14 protein-coding genes, 1 tRNA gene and 4 pseudogenes are annotated in these 17,627 nt (G+C 42.0%); 12 read left to right on the top strand and 7 right to left on the bottom strand.

Annotation, left to right across the window (positions count from 1 at the left end; all coding sequences use genetic code 11):
- The first annotated feature begins 31 nt into the window (after positions 1 to 31).
- The 4 genes from PSF67_RS14465 to PSF67_RS14450 all read left to right on the top strand — a co-directional run bounded on the left by PSF67_RS14465 (position 32) and on the right by PSF67_RS14450 (position 1,261).
- Positions 32 to 181 (top strand): hypothetical protein, encoded by a 150-nt coding sequence (locus PSF67_RS14465; RefSeq protein ID WP_272677202.1) that lies wholly within the window; start codon positions 32 to 34, stop codon positions 179 to 181.
- Positions 182 to 207: 26 nt separating this feature from the next.
- On the top strand, positions 208 to 312 hold the full coding sequence (locus tag PSF67_RS14460; RefSeq protein ID WP_272677243.1) for a DUF1471 domain-containing protein: 105 nt from the start codon (positions 208 to 210) through the stop codon (positions 310 to 312).
- A 29-nt stretch (positions 313 to 341) separates the two neighbouring features.
- Positions 342 to 695, top strand: a complete 354-nt coding sequence (locus PSF67_RS14455; protein ID WP_195697841.1) for a helix-turn-helix domain-containing protein — start codon at positions 342 to 344, stop codon at positions 693 to 695.
- 164 nt (positions 696 to 859) lie between these two features.
- Entirely contained in the window at positions 860 to 1,261 is a 402-nt protein-coding gene (locus PSF67_RS14450; protein ID WP_229597490.1) for a MerR family transcriptional regulator, read from the top strand.
- 51 nt (positions 1,262 to 1,312) lie between these two features.
- On the opposite strand, the gene PSF67_RS14445 is transcribed toward PSF67_RS14450, so the two are convergent.
- The 4 genes from PSF67_RS14445 to pepA all read right to left on the bottom strand — a co-directional run bounded on the left by PSF67_RS14445 (position 1,313) and on the right by pepA (position 7,184).
- Positions 1,313 to 1,807, bottom strand: coding sequence for a GNAT family N-acetyltransferase (locus PSF67_RS14445; protein ID WP_272677200.1), 495 nt, complete (start codon positions 1,805 to 1,807; stop codon positions 1,313 to 1,315).
- A 158-nt stretch (positions 1,808 to 1,965) separates the two neighbouring features.
- Positions 1,966 to 4,836, bottom strand: a complete 2,871-nt coding sequence (locus PSF67_RS14440) for a valine--tRNA ligase (RefSeq protein ID WP_206276058.1) — start codon at positions 4,834 to 4,836, stop codon at positions 1,966 to 1,968.
- 37 nt (positions 4,837 to 4,873) lie between these two features.
- On the bottom strand, positions 4,874 to 5,323 hold the full coding sequence (locus tag PSF67_RS14435) for a DNA polymerase III subunit chi (protein ID WP_272677198.1): 450 nt from the start codon (positions 5,321 to 5,323) through the stop codon (positions 4,874 to 4,876).
- Between the two features lie 349 nt (positions 5,324 to 5,672).
- Positions 5,673 to 7,184 carry a leucyl aminopeptidase gene (pepA, locus tag PSF67_RS14430; protein WP_102138169.1) on the bottom strand — a complete coding sequence of 504 codons (1,512 nt, stop codon included), beginning with the start codon at positions 7,182 to 7,184 and terminating at the stop codon, positions 5,673 to 5,675.
- Between the two features lie 339 nt (positions 7,185 to 7,523).
- Here pepA and lptF point away from each other — a divergent pair, with 339 nt between their 5' ends.
- Together lptF and lptG are read left to right on the top strand one after the other, a co-directional pair.
- Positions 7,524 to 8,621, top strand: a complete 1,098-nt coding sequence (gene lptF / locus PSF67_RS14425) for an LPS export ABC transporter permease LptF (protein WP_102138168.1) — start codon at positions 7,524 to 7,526, stop codon at positions 8,619 to 8,621.
- Positions 8,621 to 9,697 carry an LPS export ABC transporter permease LptG gene (lptG, locus tag PSF67_RS14420; protein ID WP_166264052.1) on the top strand — a complete coding sequence of 359 codons (1,077 nt, stop codon included), beginning with the start codon at positions 8,621 to 8,623 and terminating at the stop codon, positions 9,695 to 9,697. The genes lptF and lptG overlap by 1 nt, the downstream gene beginning before the upstream one ends.
- A gap of 55 nt (positions 9,698 to 9,752) precedes the next feature.
- Here the strand turns inward: lptG and PSF67_RS14415 are convergent, their stop codons facing one another.
- Both PSF67_RS14415 and ampH read right to left on the bottom strand, forming a co-directional pair.
- Entirely contained in the window at positions 9,753 to 10,199 is a 447-nt protein-coding gene (locus PSF67_RS14415) for a hypothetical protein (RefSeq protein ID WP_272677197.1), read from the bottom strand.
- 369 nt (positions 10,200 to 10,568) lie between these two features.
- Positions 10,569 to 11,792 (bottom strand): D-alanyl-D-alanine-carboxypeptidase/endopeptidase AmpH, encoded by a 1,224-nt coding sequence (gene ampH, locus PSF67_RS14410; RefSeq protein WP_166264056.1) that lies wholly within the window; start codon positions 11,790 to 11,792, stop codon positions 10,569 to 10,571.
- Between the two features lie 414 nt (positions 11,793 to 12,206).
- On the opposite strand from ampH, the gene PSF67_RS14405 reads away from it, so the two are divergent.
- The 5 genes and pseudogenes from PSF67_RS14405 to PSF67_RS22105 all read left to right on the top strand — a co-directional run.
- Positions 12,207 to 12,291: transfer RNA gene (locus tag PSF67_RS14405), tRNA-Leu, on the top strand.
- A 321-nt stretch (positions 12,292 to 12,612) separates the two neighbouring features.
- Positions 12,613 to 13,884 carry a tyrosine-type recombinase/integrase gene (locus PSF67_RS14400; protein WP_272669550.1) on the top strand — a complete coding sequence of 424 codons (1,272 nt, stop codon included), beginning with the start codon at positions 12,613 to 12,615 and terminating at the stop codon, positions 13,882 to 13,884.
- Positions 13,885 to 13,907: 23 nt separating this feature from the next.
- Positions 13,908 to 14,132 (top strand): annotated as a pseudogene (locus tag PSF67_RS14395) (IS21 family transposase); the annotation flags it as partial.
- Positions 14,132 to 14,910, top strand: a pseudogene (gene istB, locus PSF67_RS14390) (IS21-like element helper ATPase IstB). The pseudogenes PSF67_RS14395 and istB, both read left to right, overlap by 1 nt.
- Positions 14,911 to 14,979: 69 nt before the next feature.
- A pseudogene (locus PSF67_RS22105) lies at positions 14,980 to 15,112 on the top strand (hypothetical protein); the annotation flags it as partial.
- Between the two features lie 55 nt (positions 15,113 to 15,167).
- On the opposite strand, the gene PSF67_RS14385 reads toward PSF67_RS22105, so the two are convergent.
- Positions 15,168 to 16,376: an IS256 family transposase gene (locus PSF67_RS14385; protein ID WP_272669551.1), complete on the bottom strand. Its 1,209-nt coding sequence runs from the start codon at positions 16,374 to 16,376 to the stop codon at positions 15,168 to 15,170.
- 266 nt (positions 16,377 to 16,642) lie between these two features.
- On the opposite strand from PSF67_RS14385, the pseudogene PSF67_RS14380 reads away from it, so the two are divergent.
- Positions 16,643 to 17,615 (top strand): annotated as a pseudogene (locus PSF67_RS14380) (IS3 family transposase).
- Positions 17,616 to 17,627: the final 12 nt, after the last annotated feature.

Genomic DNA, 17,627 nt, shown 5'->3' with positions numbered 1-17,627 from the left:
AATTAAATACATAATTGAATAAGGATTAACAATGAAAAACATGACTATGCTGTTAGTTTTAAGTTTAATGAGCTACCAAGCTTTAGCTTCAAACAATAAAGTTGATTCTCTATTAGCAGAAAATACGGTGGTTGAAAGTCCTTCCTCAGAAGGAGCTAATAAAAAATATTGGATTCAATAGGGGATGCGAGTTTATCCTCAGTCGAAATGCAAGCTAAGAAAAAGGCTAAAGAATTAGGTGCGAGCCGTTATAAAATAATTGGAACAAGCGGTGAAACGCGACTTCGAGGGCATGTAACATTTTATCAATAAAACCAATCGTTTTATTAAGGATGAAAGCGATGAGTCATCACACCATTAAAGAGTATGTAATACAGGATATTATTTTGTGGATAAAAATGAATGTTGATAAGCCACTGAAAATCGAAGAAATCTCTAGTCGTTCGGGTTATTCGAAGTGGTATTTCCAGCGTGTTTTTAAAGATACGATTGGTGTTAGTTTAGGGCAGTATTTGTTGATTAGTCGATTATTAAAAGTATCTGAAGATTTGAAAGGAACGGATGATAAAATTATTGATATTGCTTTTAGATATGGCTTTGATAGCCAACAAGAACTGACCCGTGCGTTTAAGAAAAAATTAAAAATAACACCAGCGAAATATAGGAGAGAAAAGATACTAAGGTATTATGTATAATTTAATGAATACAGTTTAATAAAATAGTCATAGAATCAGTCACTCAGTTGACTAATTCTAGACTTAGTCACATAAAGACGGGATAACTATCTCTTGACCTTGCAATGATGGTAAGGCTTACCATCGTTTAAAACTTGAAATTATCTGTGATTTTTAGGTAGTAAATGATGAAAATAGGTGAAATATCAAAGCTTTTTAATATTCCAAGAGAAACCCTCCGTTTCTATGAAAAAGAGGGGCTAATGACGCCACCTAATAGAAATGATAACAATTATAGAAGCTATAGTGAAAATCATATTAAACGACTAAGATTTATAAAAAATTGTCGTAGTCTTAATATGTCACATAGAGAAATAAAGAAATTATTAGACTTAGTTGATAATAATAGTGATGATTGCCAACTAGTTGAAGCAGTAATTAAAACCCATTTAATTAGTGTCCAAAAAAGCATAGAGAAATTAGTAAATTTAGAGCGAGAACTCATTATTTTGCAAGACCATAGCGATGAAATAAACTCTCGTCATAAATGTGGGATCATAAAAAATTTATTATCAGAAAAATTTTAATATAGCCGATTTATAAGGATAGCGAGGAAGGCTACCCTTATAAATATATAGCTATAGCGCTTTCAACATGCGAATTTCATAGTCACTATGGCCAGTATTACCCAGTGGCTCATCAATAAATTCAAAACCTAATTTTTCATACAGCTTAATGGCCGCTTGGAGCTCTTTGGTTGTCTCTAAATAGCAGCGGGTATAGCCTTGCTGTTTAGCAAACGTCAGTGACATTTGTACGATTTGCTTCGCTAGGCCTTTGCCTCTGAGTACAGAAGATAGGTACATTTTTTGTAGCTCAGCTGTTTGGCTATCACCACCTGCGACTTGCGAAACACCGCCACCGCCAACAATTTCGCCATCCATTTCCACCACCCAGTAAGCACTGCGCGGTTTGCTATAAACTTCAAATAAGGTATCTAAGATAGGGTCTGCAACGGCAAATCCTTTGTCTGCGGTTAAGCCATGTTCAGCAGAAACTTCGCGGATCACTGCGGCAATGCCTGCGTTATCTTGTTGTTCGATAAGACGAATTTTGTAGTTTTGTGTTGTCATGTGAAACTCTTGATTATTATTGTGTACAACTCAGTGTAGAGAGAACCAGAAGGGAACTTCAATCTGAGAACTGCGAACGCAGTCGTTTGATGATACTCGAATAAAAAGCCCTTATCAACGAATCGATAAGGGCTTAAAAATGATGAATTACTTAATAATTATAAAGAGGCGATAGTCACTTTTTGCGCTTCAATTTTAGCTTTTGCTTCAATATTAGCAGTTAAGCGTTCACGCTCTTTTTCAACAACGGCAGCAGGCGCGCGGCTCACAAAACCTTCGTTAGCTAATTTGCTTTCAATGGTTTCGATTTCTTTCACCACTTTTTCCAGCTCTTTATCTAAACGAGCCAGTTCTGCGTCTTTATCGACTAAGCCAGCCATTGGGATCAGCAGCTCTGCACCGCCAACGAGTTTAGTGACGGAAACCGGTGCTTCTTCACCATCAGCCAGTACGCGGATGCTTTCTAAACGTGCCATTGATTTGATAAAGCTTTGGTTTTCTTCGATACGACGTTTCGCATCAGCAGAAGCACCACGCAGCATCACATCCAGTGGCTTACCTGGAGAAATGTTCATTTCCGCACGAATATTACGGACAGCAATAATGGCTTCTTTGATCCACTCAAGGTCGCTCAGCGCAAGTTCATCCACTTTAGCCGCATCGAACTCAGGGAACGCTTGCAACATAATGGTATCGGCATCAATGCCTTTAACCACTTTCACACGCTGCCAGATAGTTTCAGTGATAAATGGAATGATTGGGTGAGCAAGGCGCAGTAAACCTTCTAGCACTTCAATCAGGGTGAAACGCGCTGCACGGACTTGCGCTTCGTTACCTTTATGAACAGCAGGCTTAGATAGCTCTAAGTACCAGTCACAGAATTCATTCCATGTGAAATCATATAAAATACCCGCTGCGATATCATAACGGTGAGTATCTAACGCTTCACGGTAAGCTTTCACGGTCTGATTAAATTGCGCCATGATCCAGCGGTCAGCCAATGAGAAGCTCATTTCGCCACCGTTTTGACCGCAGTCTTGGCCTTCCGTATTCATCAGAACGAAACGGCTCGCATTCCATAATTTATTACAGAAGTTACGGTAGCCTGACAGACGTTTCATATCCCAGTTAATATCACGGCCTGTTGATGCGAGTGCTGCTAAAGTAAAGCGCAGAGCATCAGTACCGTGGGCTTCGATCCCTTCTGGATACTCTTTACGGGTACGTTTAGCAATTTTCTCAGCCAGTTGTGGCTGCATCATGTTGCCAGTACGTTTTTCAAGTAAGTCTTCCAGAGAAATACCGTCAATCATATCCAGTGGGTCGATAACGTTCCCTTTGGATTTTGACATTTTTTGGCCTTCTTCGTCACGGATCAGGCCTGTCATGTAGACGGTTTTAAATGGCACTTGTGGCTCACCGTTTTCATCTTTGATGAAATGCATGGTCATCATGATCATACGGGCGATCCAGAAGAAAATAATATCGAAACCACTGACCAATACATCGGTTGGATGGAAAGTTTTCAGTGCATCAGTATTTTCTGGCCAGCCTAGGGTAGAGAATGTCCACAGACCGGAAGAGAACCAGGTATCCAGTACGTCATCATCTTGGCGCAGAGCGATATCCGCACTTAGATTGTTTTCACGACGAACTTCGTCTTCATCGCGACCCACATAGACATTGCCTTTTTCGTCATACCATGCAGGGATGCGATGACCCCACCACAGTTGGCGAGAAATACACCAGTCTTGAATATCACGCATCCAAGAGAAATACATGTTTTCATATTGGCGTGGAACGAATTGAATACGGCCATCTTCAACAGCTTTAATGGCATCACGCGCTAAAGGTTCGGTACGTACATACCATTGGTCGGTCAGCATTGGTTCAATAACCACGCCGCCACGGTCACCGTAAGGCACAGTTAAGTCATGCGGTTTAACTTCAACTAACAGGCCAAGTTGTTCGAACTCTGCCACGATAGCTTTACGAGCCGCAAAACGTTCCATACCGCGGTAAGCTTCTGGAATTTCACAGCTATATGCGGTAGATGGGTTACCGTTAGTATCGAAAACTTCCGCTTCATTACGGACGTTACCGTCTAAGTCCATCATGTTAATCATGGTTAACTGATGGCGTTTACCGACTTCATAGTCATTAAAGTCATGAGCAGGGGTGATTTTCACACAACCGGTGCCTTTTTCCATGTCGGCGTGTTCGTCACCCACAATTGGAATACGGCGATTGATAATTGGCAGAATAATTTCTTTGCCAATTAAATCTTTATAGCGTGGATCTTCCGGGTTAACTGCGACACCGGTATCCCCTAACATGGTTTCAGGGCGGGTAGTTGCGACCACTAAATAGTCTTTGCCTTCAGCGGTTTTTGCGCCATCAGCTAATGGATAACGCAGGTGCCACATAGAGCCTTTAACTTCACGGTTTTCAACTTCTAAGTCAGAAATTGCCGTGTGTAGTTTTGGGTCCCAGTTAACTAAGCGCTTACCACGATAAATTAAGTTTTCTTTATAAAGGCGAACGAACGCTTCTTTAACGGCTTTAGATAAGCCTTCATCCATAGTGAAACGTTCACGTTCCCAATCAACAGAGTCGCCTAAACGACGCATTTGTTGTGAAATGGTACCGCCAGATTCCGCTTTCCATTCCCAGATTTTGTCAATGAATGCATCGCGGCCGTAGTCGTGGCGATTTTTACCTTCTTCTGCTGCGATTTTACGCTCAACGACCATCTGAGTTGCGATACCCGCATGGTCTGTCCCCGTTTGCCATAAGGTGTTTTTACCTTGCATACGTTGGTAGCGGATCATGGTATCCATGATGGTTTGCTGGAAGGCGTGACCCATGTGCAGGCTACCAGTGACATTCGGTGGTGGAATGACGACGCAGAAGCTGTCTTGGGTGGTATCCCCATTAGGTTTAAAATAACCGCTTTTCTCCCAGTGAGCATACAGAGATTGCTCAATCTCAGCGGGGTTATACGTTTTATCGAGCGAAGGCTCATTCATTGGGCTATCTGGTTTCTTTTCCATTGTCTTTTTGTATTCAGTAAGTTGGCGGCGCCGCCATAGTCAAATTGAAGCCGACGCTACGGTAAGTTTTATACCGTTCACGCGCCAACTGTTTTAAAGTTTCATCAATAGGTACGAAGTCTACCACTTCATGGAAAGCAGTGGCAAAATCTGCGAATTGATTTTGTAAATTAATCAGAACATCACGAGGAGTATTTCCCCGTTTAGTTGGCCAACAAATTTCAATCGGAGCACCATAACGTGGCCCTTCACCTGCCAGATTATGCGGGACAAACTGGTGCGGGTCGCGTTGCCACAGGGCTTCATCAATCTTTTCAGCTTGTTGTTGTGTTTCGCAAGCAATCAAAACGCGTTTTCCACTGCGCCATAGCTGAGCCGCAAGCTCACAAGTTAACAATTCGTGGCCATCGAGTTCTGATGACGGCGAGGGAAGTTCAAGTTGATAGAATATTGCTTTTTTCATATACCCGTCTATACCCGTCATACTTCAATCTGTAGGGGTGTTAGCTACACGTTTTCACCTTAGTCACATACTTTTGTATGCTCCCAAGGTCTCAACCGCTTGCCGCCTACCTACAAACTGAATTATTTAGGGTATAGCGTAAATAGCTACCCTTCAATTTGCAGGGTTGTTGGTTATGTTCTTTTGGTGACTGAAAGCCAGATTATTTCTATGCTGAATTATAACCTTTTTTATAGCTGGCTCAAAATGGCTTTCTTGGGACATCAAAAACCAAAAAATAATATCCCGAATCGCTATTGCTCATCGGGATATTTTTACGAGTGATATACAGCTAAATCACTAAATGGGATTAATCATCACCATTAAGGCCGGCACGGTTCAATAAGAACTGTGCAAGCATAGAAACAGGGCGACCAGTTGCCCCTTTCGCTGCGCCAGAACGCCAAGCAGTCCCTGCGATATCAAGGTGTGCCCAGTTATATTTCGTGGCAAAGCGAGATAGGAAACAGCCTGCAGTGATAGCCCCCGCAGGACGACCACCTGTATTGGCTAAATCCGCAAAGTTCGGTGTGATTTGGTCAAAATATTCATCGGCTAATGGTAAACGCCATGCACGGTCACCCGCTTGCTCAGATGCATTTAACAGTTCGTGAGCCAGTGGGTTATGGTTTGACATCAAACCGGTGTAGTGGCTACCTAATGCAATCACGCAAGCCCCTGTTAAGGTTGCGATATCGATAACCAGCTCAGGCTCAAAACGTTCAATATAGGTGAGAGCATCACACAGAACTAAACGGCCTTCGGCATCGGTATTGAGGACTTCAACGGTTTGCCCTGACATCGTCGTTAGGATGTCACCCGGACGATAAGCGCGACCGCCTGGCATGTTTTCACAGCCAGCTAATACCCCAATCACGTTGATTGGCAGTTGCAACTCAGTGATAAAACGCATGACGCCATATACACTTGCGGCACCACACATATCGTATTTCATTTCATCCATGCCTTCGGATGGCTTGATTGAAATACCGCCAGAGTCAAAGGTTAGACCTTTACCAAGTAAAACGATTGGCTTACTTTCAGGGTCTGAACTGCCTTTATATTCCATGATGGACATTAGCGATTCATTTTGTGAACCTTGACCCACCGCGAGATAGGCGTTCATTCCTAACTCTTTCATTTGCTCTTCACCAATGACTCGAGTGGTGAGTTTGCTGTCTGAAATATCTGCTAATTGACGTGCTTGGGACGCTAAATAACCTGCATTACAGATGTTTGGCGGCATATTACTTAAATCTTTCGCTGCTTTAACCCCAGATGCAATAGCTAATCCGTGAGAAATAGCACGCTCACCACTGGTTAATTCACGGCGTGTTGGTACATTGAATACCAGTTTACGCAGTGGGCGGCGATGTTCTGTTTTATTACTTTTCAGTTGATCAAACACATACAGCGATTCTTTCGCTGTTTCGACAGCTTGACGAACTTTCCAGTAGTTATTGCGGCCTTTGACATGTAATTCAGTTAAGAAACAGACGGCTTCCATTGAGCCCGTTTCATTCAACGTACTGATTGTTTTCTGAATAATTTGTTTAAATTGGCGCTCATCTAATTCGCGTTCTTTACCACAGCCGATAAGTAGAATGCGTTCAGACAGAACGTTGGGTACATGATGGAGTAGCAGGGATTGCCCCACTTTACCCTCAAGTTCGCCGCGGCGCAGCAGGGCGCTGATATATCCGTCACTTATTTTGTCCAGCTGTTCAGCAATTGGGGACAGACGGCGTGGTTCAAAGACTCCGACAACAATACACGCACTGCGTTGTTTTTCCGGGCTACCACTTTTTACACTAAACTCCATGCGTTCTCCTGAATCTTAAAGACAAAGGCCGATGCTCCCGCTAAAATTAGCGTTTCGCATGATCTACCTCATAGAGAATGAACTCTTTATGTTAAACTAACCATCTATACGCGAAATAGCTCACGTTGTATGCTGTTAATTGCGATACACCATGAAGTATGGCGGGTATATCTGGTTTCTCGAATATTAAGCATGTTCCGATATTTCTATCAGTACAGAGAATGCTTTTATATCATTGTAGCCATACAATAAACTAGAGTATATGTTAGTAAATGGCAGACATCGAACGAACTTAGCCATTTTCTTCCCAAAAGACAAGTTTTCACAGGCGTAATAAGCGTGATCATTATTAGATATTTGGTACGGGAAACCCTGAAAAGTCAGTTAGCCATACTTTTTGTATTGATGCTAATCTTTTTTAGTCAGAAGTCGATAGATATTCTTGGCGCAGCGGTTCAGGGTAACATTCCTTCAAACTTAGTACTTCCTTTGTTGGGGTTAGGTGTGCCTGAAATGGCGCAGCTTATCTTGCCTTTGAGCCTATTCCTTGGGCTTTTGATGACTTACAGTAAACTTTATACTGAAAGTGAAATCACGGTAATGCACGCCTGCGGTTTAGGCAAAAGTGTTTTAGTGAAAGCCGCGTTAGTCCTTGCGGTGATTACCGCGATGGTCGCAGTTGCTAACATTACATGGATGCTGCCATGGTCATCTCAATATCAAGAGCAAGTATTGGCGGATGCGAAAGCGAACCCTGGGCTAGCAGCCATGGTGGAAGGGCAATTTAAAACCACTAAAGATGGCAACTATGTGCTGTATATCGGTGATGTAAAAGGGAATAACTTCAAGAACGTTTTTCTTGCTCAGTTACGTGCTGCAAATGAACAACGACCTTCTGTTGTGGTAGCTGATAGCGGCTATATGAAAGAAGACCCTGATGGCCGTCAAGTCGTTGTTCTAAATGAAGGAACTCGTTATGAAGGAACAGCGCTACTGCGCGATTTTCGCATAACTGACTTTGTTAATTACCAAGCCATTGTTGATCACCAAACTGCAGAAACGCGTAGTGACCGAGTCGAGCAAAAAAATATGTTGCAACTGTGGTCTGAAAATACGCCTGAAGTAAACGCGGAGTTCCATTGGCGTTTAACGATTGTTTTCTCTGTTGTTGTCATGGCTTTGATGGTTGTGCCGTTAAGCGAGGTTAACCCACGTCAGGGGCGGGTGTTGAGTATGCTTCCTGCGATGCTGCTGTACCTTATTTTCTTTCTATTACAGAGCACATTGCGTAATAGTGCCGATAAAGGCGACCTCGACCCAAGGTATACCATGTGGGCGGTAAATGTGGGGTATTTGATATTAGCGATAGTTTTAAATGCGTGGAATACTGTCCCAATGCGCCGTATGCGTCTTAAATTGAGTAAAGGGGTTGCCTGATGTTTGGTGTTTTAGATAGGTATATCGGTCGAACCATCTTAAATTCGATTTTAGTGACGTTATTTCTGCTCGTTTCACTGGCAGGGATCATTAAATTTGTCGAGCAGCTTCGCAAAGTGGGCGATGGCGACTACACGGCATTGAGTGCAGGTGTATTCACCTTATTAACTGTCCCAAAAGATATTGATATTTTCTTCCCAATGGCGGCATTGTTGGGAGCACTAATGGGGTTAGGCGCACTGGCTTCACGTAGTGAGCTGGTGGTCATGCAAGCTTCCGGCTTTACCCGTTTACAAATTGCATTATCTGTGATGAAAACGGCTGTTCCATTGGTCATTGTTGCGATGTTTATCGGTGAGTGGATTGCGCCTGCGGGAGAGCAGTGGGCAAGAAACTATCGTGCAGAAAAAATTGTGGGTAACTCATTAGTGGTGACAGATGAGGGGATGTGGGCAAAAGATGCCAATGACTTTATCCATATTCAGCGGATTAATAATGCGACCTCGATTCAAGATGTATCGGTTTATCGCTTTGATGATCAACGTAAGTTGAAGTCAGTTATGTTTGCCGCAAATGGCGAATACGACTCAACAAATCAACTTTGGGTGCTATCTCAAGTGGATGAGTCAATTTTAAGTAGTGAGAAAAAAATCACAGGTTCACAGCGACTAACAGTAGATTGGAAAACTAATCTGACCCCAGAAAAACTGGGAATAGTTTCACTGAATGCTGACTCGCTATCCATTCGCGGCTTGTATCAATATGTCTCGTATTTAAAAGAGAGTGGCCAAGTGGCTGCTGTTTATGAGCTTAGTATGTGGAAAAAAATACTCGCGCCATTATCCGCAGCCGTCATGATGCTAATGGCAGTTTCATTTATTTTTGGGCCACTGCGTACCGTTCCTATGGGTGTTCGTGTTATTTCAGGTATTGTGGGGGGGTTCCTCTTCTACGTACTTAACCAAGGGTTTGGTAACTGGAGTTTAGTCTATTCGGTTCCCCCTATCATTGCTGCTGTTTTACCGAGCCTGCTATTTTTGATAGTGAGTATTGTTTTGCTAGTTAAGCGAAAATAACGGTAGGCCAATGAAAAATAAAAAACGGTAGTAAATTGAAAATCTACCGTTTTTTTTAGCCAAACAGTGCGTAACCTAGAGCGCTGATATAGGTTAATAACCCAGTTTGTGGTTGGAATAACTTTTTCCTGACGATAGATGTATTTGCTGGGTTATCAATAATAGCTAAAATATTTTCGCCACTGCGATTAGCTAGTTGTTGAGCAAGAGAAAACATTCCCCCGCATAGGCTATTATGGGTTTTGAATTTAAACGCTTTCTGACATTTTTCACGATAAATTCGTCTCTCTTCTTGCCGATAAGCTCGGATAGCCTGCATTTCAAAATCGCCTAAATATTTACAGGTAAATTGAGGGTTAATTGATTTATCTTCTATCTGTTGGGAATATTTAACTTTATGGCTTTTAATGTCATTTAGGATACTCGCCAATCCTGATTGACTTGTTTTATGAGCCAGAGTGGGATGGCTGCTGGGTGATATAGCGTAATTTTTAGTTCTCATTTTAGCTTTGCAGTTGTGGATAAAGTAGCTAAAAGATTACCGAGAAGATTAGATAATTGATTTTAAAAATGGATAGTAAATTTATTAAAAACAGCCTGAATATCTCAGGCTGTTCAGATTGCTGCCAAACATATTATGTTTGGCAGCAAGTCGAATAGGTTTTGAAAATAAACTAGGAAAATCAATTTATTGATTTTCGGCTGATAACACAAAGTGGGAAAAACCACGCTTTTATCCCGCTTTGTCAACAACCTCAACAGCCTGAATATCTCAGGCTGTTGTCGCAATTAACGTGATAACACGGGTAAATCCACGTTTTAAGGTTGGGGTGTAACTCGCCATTGCTTGTAACGCTTCGGCGGTACTCCTTCAATGTTTCCCATACGCATGGTTAGTAGACAATGAAGCGACTAGTTCGTTAACACCAATCGTTAATTTACTGAATTTACTACTATCTTTTCGGGTCATCACCACAAATACCCCAATGTTTTGCTGTGGTATCATCGCCATATAGGTATTAAACCCACCGCCACCACCGGTTTTCTGATAAATTCCCGGAGTGCCATTTTTAGGTTTCATATACACCCACCCAAGGCCGAGTCCATCAGCATGGCCTGCAACATCCATCCCTTTAATTTCTAAAAGCTTTTCACGTGGGAAATAGATACCTTGTTCACGGGCTGCGGTGACTTTTCTTAAGTTACTGTCTGTCGATAAAAATTGTTGCATCCATTTTTGCATATCTGCAGGGGTAGAATACACGCCACCACTGCCTGCTGCTGCGAGTGTGTTATGGCAAGGGCTTGGTTTCGTTCCTTCCATTAAACGGGCACATTGAGCATTATTTGGCGTGTAAGTGGTATTTGTCATCTTAGCCGGAGAAGTCACGTAATGGCTAAATAACTGTGGGTATGAGTGCCCTGACGCTTTAACCATCGCATCAGCGAGTAAATCATATGCAAGGTTGGAGTAGGAAGCTTCTGTACCCGGTGTTGCATCTAACTTGCCAGTTTTTAGCCATGTCCAGCGGTTATCTTGAGTTGGCCAAATAAAAACAGGACGTCCCCATTTCCCTCCGGGTTGTTCGCGAGGTAACCCACTGGTATGGCTTGCTAAATGATATAAGCGAATAGGTTGCCCACTGGCATTATCAGGAACATTAACACCGTGGTAGGCGTATTGTTGCAACGGATCAGTAATTAACAGTTTCTTATCTTGCTCGAGCTTAATTAATATTTCGCTTGTCATTAATTTTGTAATTGATGCAATGCGAATTAATGAATTTGGGCCCGGTTTTTTACCATTACCCGGTGCAGTTTCACCATAATAGCGCGATAGCGCCTGATTATTATCGATAACAATAATCGCCATGCCTCGCGCATCACTTTCATTAAAAATGCGATTAGCATATAAATCGACAATCTTAGCGACGCGCTCGTAAGTCCTTCTATCTCCCTCAAAAACCTGCCAGTCTGAGGATTCAACATCATTACTTTGCAGAAATTTTGGTGCTTTTTCTGTCTTACTTGAACATGCCATTAACACTAAAGATAATGCGGATACAGACAGAACTTTTAGAAATGATTTCTTCATGTTGGAAGCCAGCCGATATGATTGTTTGCAAATAGCCTTTCAGCCAATATTATTTTTTCTTAGCGAAAATCTTCATGACGACACCAATTAAGATGCCAATAAAGATACCTGTTGCTATCCACCCAACAAAACCCATGATTAAACCTTAAATATTGACATTAGATTGCAGATAAACTAACAAAAATAATGACCTGCCGCCAGTCAGAGAGCCTCGCGATAAGAAAAATAATTTGGGAAAAGTTAACATACTCATTAATAGATATATAAACAAAAGAAGCTTTCCCTGTGATTTTATCAAATCTAATGAATATGCTTTTTTTTTAATCGAACAAACAACATCTTCACGAATAAGTGTTGCCAGTAGGCATAAGGCAAGTATAATGACAGCGTTTTCCAAGAAACACATCACTTCGTGCCGGAGTGGCGGAATTGGTAGACGCAGTTGATTCAAAATCAACCGCCTTCGGGTGTGCCGGTTCGAGTCCGGCCTTCGGCACCATAAGAACATCAAGAGACGTCAACGGACGTCTTTTTTTGTATCTAAAATCCAGTGTTTGCAAGGCTTTCCCCGCGTTTTCAGTCAATGCATGTCAATCTAACTCAACCCACATCAACCTTCGTGTGAGTATATAACTGAGTATATACGTCGCTTCGATAATGAATGTATACTCGTCATACTTCGAATTACATGGTTGTTGGCTTCGTTCAGCTATCCGAGTCACATAGTTATCTATGCTCCTCGGTTATCTTCACTTGCCGCCTACATGTAATCCGAATTATTTAGAGTATATGCTTGCTCAAAGGTGAGAGGACAAAGAATATGGCATTAACCGATACGAAAGTTCGTGCAGCTAAACCAGACGAGAAAGCTTATACACTGACAGACAGTGATGGCTTGTTTCTTTATATTCACCCCAATGGCTCTAAATATTGGCGCTTCCGTTTTCGCTTTGGCGGCAAACAACATTTAATGGCTTTTGGTGTATACCCTGAAATTTCTTTAGCAGATGCCAGAGAAAGAAGGGATGCAGCCAGAAAGCAAGTTGCTTTAGGTATCGATCCTCGCGAGCTCAAGAAAGAATTAAAGGAAGAACAGCAAAAAGAATTTAACACCTTTGAGAAGGTTGCTCGTGATTGGCATGCAACCAATAAGAAATGGTCTGAAGGTCATAGCCATAGAGTCCTCAAAAGTCTTGAGGACAATATCTTTGCTGCTATTGGTAAACGTAATATTGCCGAACTGAAAACTCGCGACCTACTTGAACCCATTAAAGCCGTAGAGATGTCTGGACGTCTTGAGGTGGCGGCACGTTTACAACAGCGTGTGACTGGTATTATGCGTTACGCAGTACAAAGTGGTTTAATCGATTATAACCCCGCACAAGATATGGCGGGTGCTGTTGCGACAGGTAAACGAGTCCATAGAGCAGCCCTAGAACTGAAACGGCTACCTGAGTTCCTACAACGCATCGATGATTATAAGGGAAGACCTTTAACTAAACTTGCTGTCAAACTTACCTTATTAGTCTTCATTCGTTCCAGTGAACTGCGTTTTGCTCGTTGGGATGAAATCGATTTTGAAAATGCCATGTGGACGATCCCTGCTGAACGCGAAGCGATAGAAGGGGTTAAACATTCACACCGTGGATCAAAAATGCGCACACCTCATTTAGTCCCTTTAAGTAGACAAGCCATTGAGATCTTAAAACAGATTTATCAATTCAGCGGTAATCACGAGCTGATCTTTATCGGCGATCATAACCCAAGAAAACCCATGAGTGAGAACACGGTAAACAACGCATTACGTGTGATGGGCTATGATACGAAGACGGAAGTGTGTGGGCATGGTTTCAGAACGATGGCGTGTAGCTCGTTGATTGAGTCAGGCTTGTGGTCGAAGGATGCAGTAGAACGCCAGATGAGCCACCAAGAACGTAACTCAGTAAGAGCTGCTTATATTCATAAGGCGGAACATATTGAGGAAAGAAGGCTGATGGTGCAGTGGTGGGCTGATTATTTGGGTGTGAATAGGGAGAGGGAGATTTCACCTTTTACTTTTGCTAAGTCGGGTAATCTATTAAAGACAATTTAAATTGGGTTATAAAGGAAGGTTCTTACAGGGTACGTTGGCTGCATGATGTAGCGAATCAACGGATACATGAAACTATCCAAGTTCGCCCCTGTGAACGTTGGGTTGAAGAGCAACAATCCATGCTGTCTCTACCACCGGTGCAAAAATCGTATGACGTACAGGTTGATGAAAGCTTAGTGATCTTCGATATACAACCATTGCATCATCCGTTGTCCATCTACGATACGTTCAGTAGAGGAGTTGCATAATGGTAGAACTTCAACACCAACGGCTAATGGTTCTCGCTGAACAACTACAGTTGGATAGCCTGATCAGCGCAGCCCCCGCATTGTCACAACAAGCGGTGGAGCAAGAATGGAGCTATATAGACTTCTTGGAGCATCTGCTGCATGAAGAAAAACTCGCACGTCATCAACGTAAACAGTCAATGTATACCAGAATGGCTGCCTTCCCAGCAGTGAAAACATTCGAGGAGTATGACTTCACCTTCGCCACAGGCGCGCCACAAAAGCAGCTCCAATCGTTGCGTTCGTTGAGCTTTATTGAACGCAACGAGAATATCGTGTTGCTAGGACCATCAGGCGTTGGGAAAACACATCTGGCAATAGCAATGGGCTATGAAGCTGTGCGAGCAGGTATAAAGGTTCGCTTTACAACAGCAGCAGATCTGTTGCTTCGCTGTCTACAGCACAACGGCAGGGCCGCTATAAAACGACGCTTCACCGTGGAGTAATGGCACCAAAGCGACTTATCATTGATGAAGTAGGTTATCTGCCGTTCAGCCAAGAGGAAGCTAAGTTGTTCTTCCAAGTTATAGCTAAACGCTATGAAAAAAGTGCGATGATCCCGACATCCAACTTACCGTTCGGACAATGGGATCAAACGTTCGCAGGGGATGCCGCACTAACATCTGCGATGCTGGACCGTATTTTACACCACTCACACGTTGTACAAATAAAAGGAGAAAGTTACCGACTGAGACAAAAACGTAAAGCTGGGGTTATCGTTGAGCCGAATCCAGAATGAATAATGTGGATCACTATTAGACCGTTGATGGAGGCGGTAAGTGGATCACTTTTTACCCGTTGTTGACAGTATTTCGATAAGAACTCGATTCTTGGTACTTATAACCATGCTCAGTATATGGATGTAGGGAAATGATGCAGTGTATGCGGACTATATGGATGAGTTGACGTTATTTATTATTAATTTGGATAGTCAAACGTAATTTTTTGAAATAATGGAGCCTGTAGATAATTTTGTGTAAGTTCCCCATGTATTATTTACAGGTGGTCATTGATCCGACCATCGAAGTGGATCATAAACCAGTTCATAGCTGAACGCCAATTTTGTATCGGCATGGTCCACTTTTGTGATGCGTTCATGACGGTTAAATAAATGACTTTTTTTACTGAATCATCGGATGAAAATATTTTCCTTTTTTTCGTTGTATGGCGAATAACGCTATTTAATGATTCTATCGCATTCGTCGTATAAATCGCTTTACGTATGTCTAATGGGTAATCAAACAAAGTTCTTAAATTAGGCCAGTGTTGATGCCAAGATTCTGCTATTTTTGGGTATTTTAATTTCCATTGCTCTGCAAATTTATCTAATGCGACAAGTGCCGATTCTTCAGTCACAGATTGGTAAACCGTTTTTAAACCCGATGTGACGGCTTTATAGTCCTTCCAGCTAACAAAACGCAGGCTATTTCTCACCATATGCACAATGCATAACTGGATGTTAGTGTGAGGATAAACTGACGCAATGGCCTCAGGGAAGCCTTTTAAGCCATCTACGCAGGTGATTAAAATATCTTGTACACCTCGGTTTTTGAGCTCGGTCATCACGGATAACCAAAATTTAGCCCCTTCAGTTTGAGCGATCCATAATCCTAAAAGCTCTTTTTGACCATTGAGATTAACGCCTAATGCAAGATAAACCGATTTATTTATTACGGTTGAATGTTGACGAACTTTAACAACAATACAATCTAAATAAACAATAGGATAGAGTGATTCTAAAGGTCTATTTTGCCACTCAATGACTTGTTCAATAACCGCATCAGTTACCTTGCTAATTAAAGAGGCAGAGACATCTGCGTCATACATTTCCTTGAAAAAAGAGACAATCTCTCGGTTAGTCATGCCTTTTGCATATAAAGAAAGTATTTGCTCATCCATATGAGTCATGCGTGTTTGGTGCTTTTTGATAAGCTGTGGCTCAAAAGAAGATTGACGATCTCGAGGAACTTCAATTAATAGGGTGCCATTCTCCGTTTTTAGCGTCTTTTGACTAAAACCATTCCGAGAATTATCCGCCACAGTTGGCTGATTTTTATCATATCCAAGATGTTCAGAAAGCTCAGCATTCAATGCAGTTTCGATGGTGAACTTTTTAAGCAAAGATGAAAACTCGCTGAGATCCTTCTCATTTTTAATATTTTTAGCCAACTCTGACGCGAGAGCCTTGATAATATTTTTATCTATTTAAGTACCTTCTTTAATTTAATCAATAAGATAATCTAAAAAGGGTACTTACACAAAAATTAGAACAGTCTCAAATAATGCGGTATTCGCCTTCAATAATTGCTCCTTCATATTGCAATTCGTCAAAAGATTGCTTACGGCTGGCTGTTTCTGTATTTATTTGTAAAACAAGGCTAAGGTTTTCTTGTAGTGATGTGATGGACGTCCCTCTATGTAAGTTTTGCCATACTTATGTTGAGCGATTTTATTCACAGAGGTACTACATCATGAACGAGATAAAAGTTATCGGTATCGATCTGGCAAAATCTGTCTTTCAGGTTTGCGTCTGGATGAGTGATGGGAATATTGCATCTAACCGCAAGGTTTCTCGGGCTAAATTGCTGGATACTATTCGTCAATTCCCTCCTGGGTCGATGATTGCAATGGAGGCTTGTACTACTTCCCATTACTGGGGGCGTACTTTTCAGTCAATCGGCTTTAGTATTAAACAACTGTGTGATGTGTTCAGCGTTCATCGCAGTAGCTATCAATATTGGCGTCAGCGCTCAAAAATACCGTCAGCGGAACAAACACGGCTTAGGGCTCTTGTTCGAGAAGCCCATGAAAGTAGTCACGGTTCTGCGGGTGCTCGTACTATTGCTGATATTGTATCGAAGTCAAAACAAGTTCCTTTAACGTGCTATCGGGCAACTAAGCTAATGAAATCACTTGGCTTAGTGAGTCGCCAAACACCAAAACATCGATATAAAAAAGTGACTCAAGAGCACGTTGAAATACCGAATCATCTCGGACGTCAATTTGCCGTCACGGAGCCAGACCAAGTTTGGGTGGGCGATGTCGCTTTCACCCGATAGCCAACTAACGGGAAAAGCATTATCAATGGCTTTTGAATCAAGAGGTAAGCCAACAAATATCCTATTTCATTCAGATCAAGGAAGTCATTATACTAGTCGCGAATATCGCCAGTTATTATGGCGTTATCAGATCAAGCAAAGCTTATCCAGACGCGGTAATTGCTGGGATAATGCGCCAATGGAGCGATTTTTTCGAAGTTTAAAGACAGAATGGGTGCCAATGATAGGTTATCGAAGTTTTGCTGAAGCTCAGCATCAAATCATTCGATATATCATTGGATATTACAGCCAACTCAGACCCCATCAATATAATGGTGGACTAACGCCCAATGAATCAGAACGATTATATTGGGAAAATTCTAAAACTGTGACCAATTTTTATTGACCACTACAATCT

Origin of the sequence: Providencia sp. PROV076 (genome assembly GCF_028483405.1) — a bacterium.
In the GTDB taxonomy this organism is placed as follows: Bacteria; Pseudomonadota; Gammaproteobacteria; order Enterobacterales; family Enterobacteriaceae; genus Providencia; species Providencia huaxiensis.
The sequence above is the reverse complement of the archived record's forward strand: the minus strand, read 5'-3'. Positions and strand labels throughout refer to the sequence as shown.